Raw genomic sequence first — 12,499 nt, forward strand, 5'->3', positions numbered from 1 at the left:
CCATGAATCAAAACCCAAAGTACTTTCCTTTGCTCAAAGGCGTTCTCTTCACGGGAGCGATCGCAACAACAGCCGCTTTGTCTTTATTGGTACCAAATGGTGGTCGCACTGTCCTCGCCGCACTTCAAGACAGCCCTAAAAGCATAGTTGATGAAGCTTGGCAGATTGTGAACCGGGAATACGTTGATAACACGTTTAACAACGTTGATTGGCAAGCTACACGACAACAACTACTCAGCAAAAACTACACCTCAAAAGAGCAAGCCTACGAGGCAATTCGTAAAGCCCTAGAGCCTTTATCAGACCCCTACACCCGCTTTTTAGACCCTGAACAGTTCCAAGCGCTGACCAGTCAAACCGCTGGAGAGCTTTCTGGGGTTGGCATTCGCATGGAAGTTGATGACCCAACCAAAGTACTGAAGGTTGTTGAACCAATTGAGAATTCCCCAGCATTTAAGGCAGATATTAAAGCTGGAGACAAGATTCTGGCAATTGATGGTCAACCCACACAAGGGATGAAAATCGAAGAAGCGTCAGCCATGATTCGAGGTGACGTGGGGACAAGCGTTTCTCTGCAATTATCCAGAGAAGGGAAAGGTGTATTTGATGTCACACTAACTCGCGCTCAAATCGAGTTGCCATCAGTTCACTCTTCTCTCAAGCAGGAAGGCCAGATTAAGGTTGGCTATATTAGCTTGAATGAATTTAGCTCCCATGCTTCAGAACAGATGCAGCGGGCAATCCTTAATCTGAATGAGCAGAACGTTGATGCCTATGTTCTAGATTTACGGGGCAATCCAGGAGGATTGCTGCACGCCAGTGTAGAAATTGCCCGGATGTGGATCGAGAATGGTGAGATTGTCCATACTGTAGACCGCAGAGGTGGCACACAGGAATTTAAGGCAAATAAGTCTGCACTGACACAGTTGCCTATGGCAGTTTTAGTTGATGGGAACTCCGCAAGCGCTAGTGAGATTCTTGCAGGTGCCCTCAAGGATAGTAAACGTGCTGTTGTCGTGGGAAGCAAAACTTTTGGGAAAGCCGTTGTGCAGTCTGTCCATTCTTTATCCGATGGTTCAGGCTTAGCGGTAACAATTTCTCGTTACTATCCCCCTAGTGGCATTGATATTAACCATAAAGGGATTATGCCTGATGTCACGCTCGACTTAACAACTACACAACAGCAGCGTCTACAGACTGAACCCAGCCTAATCGGTAGCGCTGAAGACCCACAATACAAGCGAGCAATCACTGTTTTGGAAACGGATGTTATGGCTCGACGTGGTGTTGGTCAACCAGCTAAGCCAATTAGTGTTCGATAAAAGTTGGGAATTGGGGATGGGGAATTGGGAATTGGACAAAGTCGGCACAGTAAATTCCTGTTTCCTCATTCCTTCTAGCATCTTCTAATTCCCAATCCTCAATCACTAATCCCCAACCAATTGGCTAACTAGATGAATTAGTTCTGGCAAAATTAGCTGTTGGACGGCGAGTTTGACGGCTGCTGTGGAGCCAGGAATAGAGAAAATGAGCTTTTTTTGATAAACTCCAGCAACGGCTCGTGAAGCGATCGCTCGCGAGCCAATTTCTTGGTAGCTAAGAAAGCGAAAGACTTCACCAAATCCTGGCAAAGTCTTTTCTAGCAAGCTTTCCAAAGCGTCATAGGTGGTATCTCGCGGTGCAATGCCAGTACCACCATTGAAGATTAACGCCTCAAGATCTGCACGTTCTCCCAGCGCTTTCATATGGGCACGAATTTGCGCTGGTTCATCTTTGAGAATTGTATAAAACCCCACCTGATGCCCTGCATCAAGGAGTAGTTGCTCAATAAGCTTTCCACTCCGATCTGTTTGGGGCGATCGCGTATCACTAACAGTAATGACAGCACAATTGACTGCCATTTTCGCGGCATCAGGATGAGGTTGGTGAGTCATCGTTTTTTATCCTTTGTAGTTGTCATTAAGTTAACGGTCGGCAGCAACTAACACCTAACAACCAACAACCAATAACCAACAACTAACACCTCAGGATTTACTAAATCCCAAATCATGCTCTTCTGCATAGCGTTCCATAAAGCGCATGAAACGATCCCATTCTTCTGAAGATTTCAATAGAACAACCGCTTCTAAGGCTGTAGGCTGACCATTGACGAACTTACCTTTAACCTCCCGCGTGATAATTTCACCTTCCTCATCAATCATGTACATCCCAGTAATGTCTTCTGTATTGTTGCCATTGAGAGCTTTAGGGTTGTCAAAATAAAATGTTGCAGTGCCACTACTCCCGTCGCGAGAGCGGGTAAGGCGCACGTCAGGGATAACGTCTTCGTTGATACCTCTGGAAAATTGAATCTGAGCCATGAGAAATCTTATTAAATCTTAAGGAGGTTATCACACTATCTTCTCATCACTTGATACATCACCTCTGATAAAAAACTCCATCCACGAGGGAATAGAGTTTTCGGGAATGGGGAATGGGGAATAAGAACTTCTAATGCCCAATTTCCTGGCATCGGGCATCTGATACCAACTTCAAAGCGAAATATCCTGCTAAATCGGCTTAGGCAGTGGCACAATTGATAAAACTGATACACACTAAGGACGTTGAGATTGTATATCAATTAGTCCTTGCACCAGTATTCAACCAAAATCGATGGGTAAGCAGCGAGCGTTTTCTGGAGTTCAACCAACCGGTAATCTTCATCTAGGCAACTATTTAGGAGCAATTCGCAACTGGGTAGAAGGGCAAAGTCAGTACGAAAATTTTTTCTGTGTGGTTGATTTGCACGCCATCACAGCCCCCCACAATCCCGCAACACTTGCCTCTGACACCTACACCATTGCCGCCCTCTATTTAGCGTGTGGGATTGATTTAGAGTACTCTAAAATCTTTGTTCAATCCCATGTCTCTGCCCATAGTGAACTAACTTGGTTGTTCAACTGCATTACGCCCATCAACTGGCTGACAGACATGATCCAGTTCAAGGAAAAGGCAGTTAGGCAAGGAGAAAACGTTAATACAGGCTTGCTAGACTACCCAGTACTGATGGCAGCCGATATTTTGCTTTACCAAGCCGATAAGGTTCCAGTTGGGGAAGACCAAAAGCAACACTTGGAATTGACGCGGGATATTGCCGATCGCTTTAACTACCAGTTTGCCAAAGGTAAACCCCCGATTTTAAAGGTGCCAGACCCTTTGATTCGTAAAGAAGGGGCGAGAGTCATGAGTTTGATGGATGGCACTAAGAAGATGTCAAAGTCTGACCCAGCAGAAGGAAGTCGGATTAATCTTTTAGATCCACCCGATGTCATTCAAAAAAAGATTAAGCGTTGTAAGACAGATATGGAAAGGGGCTTAACCTTCGATGATCCAGCTCGTCCAGAGTGCAATAATCTTCTAGGTCTGTACATGATTCTTTCGGGCAAGACGAAAGAAGCCGTCGCGGAGGAAGGTCAGGATATGGGTTGGGGGCAGTTTAAGCCGTTGCTAACCGAGACGATGATTGAAGCCCTCAAGCCAATTCAAGAGAAGTATCAAGCGGTGATGACAGATAAAGGCTATCTTGAATCGGTGTTGCGAGATGGGCGTGAGGCAGCAGAAGCGATCGCCAATGAAACACTTAATCAGGTTAAAGCTGCCCTTGGTTACTCAATGCCGCTGTAGAGTTAAAAGTTGACCGAGTGATGAGTTGTGAGTGATGCCTAGGCTCCGCTCATAATTCAAAACTCAAACTTTACATGAATTTATGAGCGATACCATTCAAAACTCAAGATTAAAAGCTGATACAGTGTCCCAACCCCTACAGCTTTACTCTAGGGGTACTACCCCAATTCAAAGTCGATTTCGGTCAGCGGTTCAGTCCGGTGAATTTTTAATCACGGCTGAGGTTTGTCCACCTAAAGGGGGCGACCCAACCCACATGATTCAGATGGCGCAGACTCTTAAAGGGCGAGTTCACGCTGTCAATATTACTGATGGTAGTCGGGCAGTGTTGCGGATGTGTTCTATAGCCGCATCAGTTATCTTGTTGCAACATGAGATCGAGCCGATTTGCCAGATGGCGTGTCGCGATCGCAACCGTCTTGCCTTGCAAGCTGACTTAATGGGTGCCTATGCTTTGGGTATCCGTAACGTCCTTGCCCTCACAGGTGACCCGGTTAAGGCGGGTGACCATCCTGAGGCAAAAAGTGTCTTTGACCTAGAATCTATCCGCTTACTGCAACTGATTAATAAACTCAATGGTGGCTTCGACTCAAATGACAAGCCCCTCACCGATGGTGTCACCGACTTATTTCCAGGGGCAGCAGTTGATCCCCAACTCAAAAGTTGGTCTGGGTTGCAGAGTCGATTTGAGCGTAAACTAGAGGCAGGTGCAGAGTTTTTCCAAAGTCAGTTGATTAGTGATTTTGAACGACTGGAAAAATTTATGGATCAGATTGCATCTGGCACCAATAAGCCAATCTTAGCAGGCATATTTCTGCTCAAGTCTGCAAAGAACGCTCAGTTTATTAATAAGTACGTTCCAGGTGTTAATATTCCGCAAACCACGATTGACAGGCTAGCAGCAGCGGATGACCCGTTACAAGAAGGAATGAAGATTGCAGCTGAGCAAGTTCAGCTAGCGCGGCAACTGTGTCAGGGTGTCCACATGATGGCAGTCAGGCGAGAAGATTTGATTCCCGAAATTCTAGATTTGGCTGGAATTTTACCAGTGAAACCTTAACAAAGAATGCAAAATGCAGTTATTGGTTGTTGGTTATTAGTTGCTTGACTCTTTAACAAACAACTAAGGACTTAAAAGTGATGAGCAAAACGGTAGACACCCGGATTTCTGAGGTTACGGTATACGACGACCAAGCGCTAGTAACGCGCCGAGGTGTTGTGCAGCTAATTGGTGAGGAAAAAGAACTTGTCATTACCCAACTACCATTGACACTCCTGAGGGAGTCGGTACGAGTGAGGAGTCTTGGCATGGCGGTGCGACTCGTCGGGGTACGCACCGCACGCACTGATGCGACGGAAGCAGTTACCCAAGAAATTGCTCAGCTAACTGAGGAAATCGGGCAAGTTGAAGAGCAAAAACGGGCTTGCCAGGACCAACTGACACTTTATAATCTCCAACGCAATTTTGTTAAAAGCTTAAGCACTCAATACCTGGAACGCTTGACCCGATTCCAAAGCCCTGAACCGCTTAACCTGAATGAAATCACGGACTTACTGGATTTTGTTGGGCAGCAATACAACCAGTTTTCAAAAGCGATCGCAACTTTTGAGAAAGAGCAACAGAAGCTTGACCAAAAATTACAGGCACTTCGCCAGCAGCTACAATCGCTTTCAACCCTTCGTCCTCAGGAAAGTTTCAGGATTATCATCAGCCTGGAACCTTCAACAACTAAGGAATTTGAGCTAGAGGTATCCTACGTTGTGCGTCAAGCCAGTTGGGTTCCACTATATGACCTACGGTTGAATGCAACTGATGAAAAAATGAACATCTGCTATCTTGCCGACGTCAAGCAAAGCAGTGGCGAGGATTGGCTAGATGCGGCTTTTACCCTTTCAACCGCAAAGCCGGGACTCGGTAGCCTACCACCCAAGTTAAATCCTTGGTATATCGATGTCCAAGCCCCAAGCCATGCAGGACAACAGGCAAATGCGATCGCTGAATCTGGTAACCTTCCCCCACGAAGCCTTGCGATTACTATGCCTTATCCCGGCATGACACCGGAACCAGCAGCCCTACGAGATTCAGAGTTACAGGCTGCTGTAGAGCAAATCGCAGAATCCAAACAAGGAGGCATTGTCACCTTAAAAGTTAGTAGTGGCAGTATTCCCAGTGACAACACTGCTCACAAAACCACAATCTTCAACGCAGATTATCCTTGCCGCGCCCAGTATATCGCCATGCCTCAGGTGAATAGCTTAGCCTACCTTCAGACAACGATTACTAATCCTTTAAGTGGTGTTACCCTACTACCCGGACAAGCAAACATCTTCCGTGGTAACACGTTTATCGGCACAACTTCTCTAGAAAACATTGCTCCTGGTCAGGAATTTAAGCTCAACTTGGGTATTGACGAAGGACTAAAAATTGATCGAGTTTTAGTAGAGCGTCAGGTAGATAAGACACTAATTGCCAACCAAAAGCACACAACCTATGCCTATCGCTTGGTCATTACAAACTTACGCGAACAGACAGCGGAGCTGGCATTAATTGAACAATTACCAGTCAGCCGTAACGAGCAAATCAAGGTAAGTTTAACTCGTACTAACCCCCAAATTCAGGGAGGTGAAATGGGGAGGTTAGAATGGTCACTCACTCTCCCCCCCTTATCTAAACAAGAGCTGTACTATCAGTTCACAGTTGAGCATCCCCTTGAGCTAACTATTGTTGGTTTGGACATTTAGTTACGAGCATCTGGGGTATCAATAGCGTTTCCTTAGATTTGTACGCATTTGTTGTAAAGCTCCAAAGACTCTTTGTTTCTTTCCTAACTCTTCTCCACATGCGCCTCCAGATAGTATTCCGCCATCCTGACCAATCAGTCATATCAAGATACTGAAAAAATAAATCTTGACAAGGATGCTTACAGCTTCTTTGCCAGGGTTTGGGAGGAGTCGTAAAGTGAACAATGTAAGGATTATGCAGGACATCGTTTGAAGCGGCTTTCCTGTATCCAGTTTCTTTCTTTTACTGTTTCCACAACTTTGAGACTGAATGTACAGTTTGAGCTGATTACATGTATTTTTAGCACAAAGTTCAACTAAAGTAGTATCTCACTACTCAGCTTCACAGAATTTTTACATATCTGAGGTCAATAAATTATCTTTAATTGCAAATTGGCTAGTAATAGACGCTTTCTAGCGTATTGGTGGTGACCCTAACTCAGAGATATCGTAACCATTGGGATAGCTCCGTACTGAGAAATCTGTGAAGAAAGCTGCTTGTTTTCGAGGTGGCAACAGGCGTAACACTCGGCCTCGGAGTTTAAGGCTCATTGCGACAAAAGAACGCAGCAGCCTTGGAGCGTGAGGAAACCCACAAGCGTCAAGAATTGTGTCATCCAGTAGCGCGTAAACACTAGGCTTTAGCATGGGTCGAACAACGCTAGGAAACCAACTCAGGAATAGGTCGCGAGTCGCTTCACCCGTGCGGCGATTGGTATCTGAATAGCGGAAATGTTGACGTTCGTAGTCAAAGTTATAGCGTTCAAATTCTTCATAGGTTTCCGGGATGTCTTGAATATGCATCCGTTTGCCTACCTCGCGCCAGAAGTAAAATGAGGCAAGACGTTCTTGCTCACACATTTGACGCCAGCCGAAGCGGGCATTCCAACGGATTGGCTCATAAATGAAGGTTGAAAGTACATAGAGGAAGTCTTCATTAGAAATCTTGAACCGTCCATGGATAGCATTCATCTGCTCAATGGCTTTTTTCCCGCGATCGCTTTCGTAGCCCCATTTCATGATTTCTGTAGTCAGGAGTCCAGTATCGTCGTAGCGTTTCTGAGGACGATGCTTGAATTCACCCGTTTTATCCAGTAATGCAGAGATACTAGGAACGCAGAAGGTTCGCATCAGGGCAATTTCAAGCGATCGCGTCGTATCCCAAGGAAACTCATAACCCGTCATCAGTTGGGTTATTTGACAATGGTCTTGCACTGGGTCTAGTTGCTGAATTTGTCGGAGATTCGCGTTACGCTTAGTGTTTCTAAATTTCAACATTCCATCCCTTTTCTTTCAATACAGATTTTGGCTCATCAAACGTGTAAAATTGGCTACCGGATAGAAACTTCTTTTTGAGTGTCAACTAAATCTACTAGCAAATTCATTTTGATATCAATTATCTTTATTAATATTGCATTAGATTTTCGGCAAGAACACACAGCTTTCATTACTATCAAATTAAGCCCTGATAACTGGAAAGGGTAAACATCTTTGGTACGCATGAATCATCAAGGTCTAGGTATGACCACACAAACAACCAAGCCGTTACCAATCCCATCTCATTTTGATGCCAGCCGAGTGGGAGAAGTTTGGCGAGTGCCGTATCAGGATCGGGCAGTTCAAGCGAGAGAATGGGCGCATCAGCACGGTATTCAGCCAGCGGCTGAGGATAAAACCCGTATTGGTCTGCTGTTAATTGATGTTCAAAATACCTTTTGCCTTCCCGACTTTGAACTATTTGTGGGTGGTAAGTCTGGGATGGGGGCTGTGGAGGACAATGTACGGCTGTGTGAATTTATTTACCGCAATTTAGGGGTGATAAGTGCGATCGCACCAACAATGGACACGCACACAGCGATGCAGATTTTTCATCCCATCTTTTGGATTAACGAGGCAGGAGAACACCCTACCCCAGCAGCGACCAACATCACTCCAGAAGCTATCCAACAAGGTGTCTGGAAGGTAAACCCAGCGGTTGCCGACAGTATCGCAGGTGGCGACTACTCGAAGCTAGAAACACACGCTTTGCACTACGTTACGCAGCTAAGTGGTGCGGGTAAGTACCCCTTAACGATATGGCCTTATCATTCCATGCTAGGGGGAATTGGTCATGCGCTAGTTTCAGCCGTGGAAGAAGCCTTATTTTTCCACTGCATTGCTCGAAATAGCCAAACACGGTATGAAATTAAAGGCAATAATCCTTTAACAGAAAACTACTCGATCCTGCGCCCTGAAGTCTTAGACGGAGATGATGGATTACCAATTGCCCAGGAAAATGCCAGCTTGATTCAGCATCTGTTTGAATTTGATGCTGTCATTATTGCAGGGCAAGCGAAGAGTCACTGCGTCGCTTGGACAATTGCTGATTTGTTGACAGAAATACAAGCGAAAGACGCTAGTTTAGCCAAGAAAGTCTATTTTCTGGAAGATTGCACCTCACCTGTCGTGGTTCCGGGTGTGGTGGATTATACGGAACAGGCAGATGAGGCATTTGAGCGATTTGCTGCTGCTGGAATGCACCTTGTGCAATCAACCCAACCCTTAGATAGCTGGGCAGAGTTCCCTTTTGTGTTGGTTTAAAAAAAGAGGTTCTTCAGTACTTAGTATGCCAATTCAATATGTAATTTAAATGCACATCAGCTTAAGACGTTTTCTTTATCCAGTTTTCTCATAGCCGTTTCCAGGTCATTCGTTAGTAGTAGAGCACTTTTCTTCGCTGACTTGGTGCAGTAATCTGCCACCTTCAAGGGAGTGCCAATGCGAACAGATGCCTCACAGCGCCAGTGGGGTACAAGTTCGCTGTAACGGATGCTAATTGGCACAATCACCAAATTTGTATCCAGCTTACCGGATTCAACTTGTAGGGCAATACGCGCCATTCCAGGCTTGAGCGGGTGAATTTGACCATCCTGATAGATATTGCCTTCAGGAAACATGACAAGCGCTTCGCCATTGCGAAGGAGTTCGACACCATGACGGAGACTGCTAATACCTGGATGTCTAGTATTAACTGGAAATCCTCCCATGCGCCGGATAAACCAACCTTGTAACCCTTTGACTTCATCGGCTGAAACCATATACCGCAAGTCACGTCCCGTTTCGGGTTTTCCTGCGGCATAGGGGATGACCATTCCATCCCAACGAGAGCGATGAGTCGGCGCTAGGATAACTGGACCCGTCTTGGGGATGTTTTCTTGCCCAGTCACTTTCAGCTTACGGAAGTAAAGCGGCATGACCACACGACGACCCAAGGGATAAAGGATTGGTGTTAACCAATGGCAAACATGGGAAGTAACGGGAGCTACTTTTGCTGAAGTTAGCGTCTCTGGAGTAGGTTCTACCTGGGTTGTCATTACTTGGGTGTGTTCACGGGATTCGAGCTGCATCATTGAGGTTCAAGTTATTCCATTACATCCTTGTCGCCACTTTTACCTTATGGGTTCTCCCTACCTTGTGTCTTCCACTTAAGGACACTTCTATCGGTGTCATGAGGGAATTTGTCTCTTACTCATGGGGGAGTGGTGACGGCGTTGCGTAAACCAGGATTGCAGCTGATGACGGCAGACAGATTCCATAATGCCAGCAATAACAGGCAACCGATGATTAGAGTAAGCACTGTCAGGAATATTGGCAACAGTTCGGATTGTGCCAGTTTTTGGATCGTCCACCCCGTAAACGAGAAGACCCAATCGCGCTAGGACGATCGCACCTGCACACATTGGGCAAGGCTCTAGCGTCACATACAGGGTACAACTGTTTAGGTGCCAAGTTTGTAGAGCTTGACCTGCTGCCCGAAGTGCGAGAATTTCTGCATGAGCGGTCGGGTCTTTGTCACGTTCTCGACGATTCTCGGCAGTTGCAACCAAATTACTATTGGCATCAACGACAACAGCACCAACGGGCACTTCACCCGCATCACCTGCGGATTGAGCAAGTGCGATCGCCTGACTCATCCATTGTCGATGAACAAGATAGCCAGCGTCATCAATCACGGGTGGTGAATTTTCCATCCTTTGCGCTAGCTAGCTGGCTGTGTTAGCAACGGCTCTAACTGACCTTTTCCATCTAACCCATAGATGTCATCACATCCACCAACATGCTGAGAGTTGATGAAAATTTGCGGCACACTTCGTCGCCCATTAGCACGTTCAGCCATCTGGCTTCTAGCGGATTCATCACCATCTATCTTATATTCCGTGTAGTTAACTCCCTTCCACCAGAGCAGTAGCTTGGCTCGGATGCAGTAAGGGCAAGTTTGCCAAGTGTAGATTTCAACGTTGGCTTTGATGCGTTCTGGATGGCGTCCTAGAAGCGGATTGAGAAAGTCCAGCATTTTCGTTTTCTTAAAAGATTCTATGTACTTTATCTAGCTTAGTTTCCGATACGAAACGAGCAACATCAAGCCCTGAGTGGGATAAGATTGCGAGAATCAGCAAAACCTCAGTATGGTGGTTACTCACTTAATTGAGCGATCGCTTACAGATCAAGAGGTTTTGGGATGAAATGGAATAGGACTAGCCGTTACACCGCGAAATCCTTATTCTGGATGAGTGAAAGCAAGTGCTAACCAAAGCGCTGGGGGAAAGAGCGAGAGATGGGACGAATATTTATTTCTGCCGGTCATGGTGGTATTGAACAAGGGGTTCCAGATCGAGGGTCAGTTTCTGGTAATTTGACTGAAGCCCAAGAGATGATTTTACTGCGTGACCAAGTGGTTCCAGAGTTGCGATCGCGGGGATTTGAAGTGCTGTCTGTCCCTGATGACCTAAATTTAAGTCAAACAATTCAATGGATTAACTCCCGTGCTCGTCCCGGCGACGTGGCGTTGGAAATCCATGCCGATGCCTATTCCAATCCCAGTGTCCGAGGCTCGTCTGCCTTCTACATAGCCAACAATACCGAGCGAAAAACTCATGCTGACTTATTGCTGACTGCTCTGTGGCGACGCCTTCCTCAACTTCCTAACCGAGGAGCCAAACCAGACACAGCTACAGGTCTTGGGCGCATCGCCTTCTGCCGCGACACAGTTCTCCCTTCTATCCTGATGGAAGTTGGGTTTATTAGTAACCCAGACGACCGATTCTTAATTCAAAACCGACGCCGCGACATGGCTTTAGGCATTGCTGATGGACTTGCCGCTTGGAGTCGTGCTGTCTCAGGTACAGGGTCAACCAATGACACAAGTGTTACTTATCCAACAATCAATATCAAGATTAATAATCAGACTTACGGAGAGCGGGGCATTTTAGTTAATAACAATTCCTATGTTCCTATTGACTTGGTAGATCGGCTGGGAATTGATCTAACAACTGCCCCAAATGTTCGCCGTGTTCAATATGGAGGCGTGGTATATGTTCAAGCGATCGCACTGCGGGACTACAACATCTCTGTTAGCTGGGATAATACCAGTCGTACAGTAACGTTACGCTCGATTTTACAATTTTGTCCCGGTCAGATAGACCGGATTATGGGGCAGGGTAGCACCTCAGAAGTGCAACTAATGATGTTCCTCAAAGCCAATAACGAGAATGCCCTAACCCAGTTTCCCGACTTACCTAAGCTCTATCGGGAAGAGGCGGCAATTGAAGGCGTGAACTATGACATTGCCTTCTGTCAAGCTTGTGTTGAAACCGACTTCTTACGCTTTGGCGGCGACCTTAAGCCGAGTCAAAATAACTTTGGTGGCTTAGGCGGGGTTGGTGATGAGCCTGATGGAGCAACGTTCCCCAGTGCAAGGCTTGGTGTTCGCGCCCATGTCCAACAATTGAAAGCCTACGCCAGTTTAGAACCATTGGTGCAAGAACAGGTTAGCCCTCGGTTTCGCTTTGTCACCCGTGGAATTGCACCTTTAGTTGAGCAGCTAAGTGGACGTTGGTCAGCAGATTTACAGTATGGTGCTAGGATTTTAGCGGTTATCCGGCGTCTATATGAGTCAGCGGGCTTGCTCTAGTTAAGTTTTTGGCTACAAGTTATAGCAAAAGGCAGAAGGCTCTTATGCAGAGGGCAAAAGGCTTTTATGTTTATTACTAGTACGTGGTTGTTTGGGTCGTTAAAT

Annotated in this window: 12 protein-coding genes; 6 read left to right on the forward strand and 6 right to left on the reverse strand. The window is 46.1% G+C overall.

From position 1 onward, the window contains the following. Positions 1–2: 2 nt before the first annotated feature. Positions 3–1,322, forward strand: a complete 1,320-nt coding sequence (gene ctpB / locus AC5JL3_RS28350) for a carboxyl-terminal processing protease CtpB (protein ID WP_496077635.1) — start codon at positions 3–5, stop codon at positions 1,320–1,322. Between the two features lie 105 nt (positions 1,323–1,427). On the opposite strand, the gene AC5JL3_RS28355 is transcribed toward ctpB, so the two are convergent. Both AC5JL3_RS28355 and psb28 read right to left on the reverse strand, forming a co-directional pair. Continuing rightward, a complete protein-coding gene (locus AC5JL3_RS28355; protein ID WP_496077636.1) occupies positions 1,428–1,934 on the reverse strand; it encodes a MogA/MoaB family molybdenum cofactor biosynthesis protein in 507 nt (168 codons plus the stop codon). A gap of 90 nt (positions 1,935–2,024) precedes the next feature. After that, positions 2,025–2,360, reverse strand: coding sequence for a photosystem II reaction center protein Psb28 (gene psb28, locus AC5JL3_RS28360; protein ID WP_496077637.1), 336 nt, complete (start codon positions 2,358–2,360; stop codon positions 2,025–2,027). 292 nt (positions 2,361–2,652) lie between these two features. Here psb28 and trpS point away from each other — a divergent pair, with 292 nt between their 5' ends. The 3 genes from trpS to AC5JL3_RS28375 all read left to right on the forward strand — a co-directional run bounded on the left by trpS (position 2,653) and on the right by AC5JL3_RS28375 (position 6,405). Beyond that, positions 2,653–3,663 (forward strand): tryptophan--tRNA ligase, encoded by a 1,011-nt coding sequence (gene trpS / locus AC5JL3_RS28365; protein ID WP_496077638.1) that lies wholly within the window; start codon positions 2,653–2,655, stop codon positions 3,661–3,663. Between the two features lie 82 nt (positions 3,664–3,745). Next, the gene (locus tag AC5JL3_RS28370) at positions 3,746–4,723 is read left to right on the forward strand and encodes a methylenetetrahydrofolate reductase (protein WP_496077639.1); all 978 of its coding nucleotides are present in this window, start codon (positions 3,746–3,748) and stop codon (positions 4,721–4,723) included. Between the two features lie 80 nt (positions 4,724–4,803). Then, positions 4,804–6,405 carry a mucoidy inhibitor MuiA family protein gene (locus AC5JL3_RS28375; protein ID WP_496077640.1) on the forward strand — a complete coding sequence of 534 codons (1,602 nt, stop codon included), beginning with the start codon at positions 4,804–4,806 and terminating at the stop codon, positions 6,403–6,405. A gap of 453 nt (positions 6,406–6,858) precedes the next feature. On the opposite strand, the gene AC5JL3_RS28380 is transcribed toward AC5JL3_RS28375, so the two are convergent. After that, positions 6,859–7,722: an oxygenase MpaB family protein gene (locus tag AC5JL3_RS28380; protein WP_496077641.1), complete on the reverse strand. Its 864-nt coding sequence runs from the start codon at positions 7,720–7,722 to the stop codon at positions 6,859–6,861. Positions 7,723–7,965: 243 nt separating this feature from the next. Between AC5JL3_RS28380 and AC5JL3_RS28385 the strand changes: the two genes are divergently transcribed. Then, the gene (locus AC5JL3_RS28385) at positions 7,966–9,024 is read left to right on the forward strand and encodes a cysteine hydrolase family protein (RefSeq protein WP_496077642.1); all 1,059 of its coding nucleotides are present in this window, start codon (positions 7,966–7,968) and stop codon (positions 9,022–9,024) included. A gap of 56 nt (positions 9,025–9,080) precedes the next feature. Here the strand turns inward: AC5JL3_RS28385 and AC5JL3_RS28390 are convergent, their stop codons facing one another. From AC5JL3_RS28390 to grxC, 3 genes are all read right to left on the reverse strand, one after another. After that, positions 9,081–9,830 carry a lysophospholipid acyltransferase family protein gene (locus AC5JL3_RS28390; protein ID WP_496077683.1) on the reverse strand — a complete coding sequence of 250 codons (750 nt, stop codon included), beginning with the start codon at positions 9,828–9,830 and terminating at the stop codon, positions 9,081–9,083. Positions 9,831–9,929: 99 nt separating this feature from the next. Beyond that, positions 9,930–10,454: a tRNA adenosine(34) deaminase TadA gene (gene tadA / locus AC5JL3_RS28395; protein ID WP_496077643.1), complete on the reverse strand. Its 525-nt coding sequence runs from the start codon at positions 10,452–10,454 to the stop codon at positions 9,930–9,932. A gap of 8 nt (positions 10,455–10,462) precedes the next feature. Next, entirely contained in the window at positions 10,463–10,777 is a 315-nt protein-coding gene (gene grxC, locus AC5JL3_RS28400; protein WP_496077644.1) for a glutaredoxin 3, read from the reverse strand. A gap of 261 nt (positions 10,778–11,038) precedes the next feature. On the opposite strand from grxC, the gene tftA reads away from it, so the two are divergent. Further along, entirely contained in the window at positions 11,039–12,394 is a 1,356-nt protein-coding gene (gene tftA, locus AC5JL3_RS28405; RefSeq protein WP_192221333.1) for a hormogonium tapered terminus morphoprotein TftA, read from the forward strand. Positions 12,395–12,499 lie beyond the last annotated feature (105 nt).

It is taken from the genome of Symplocastrum torsivum (assembly GCF_059505465.1).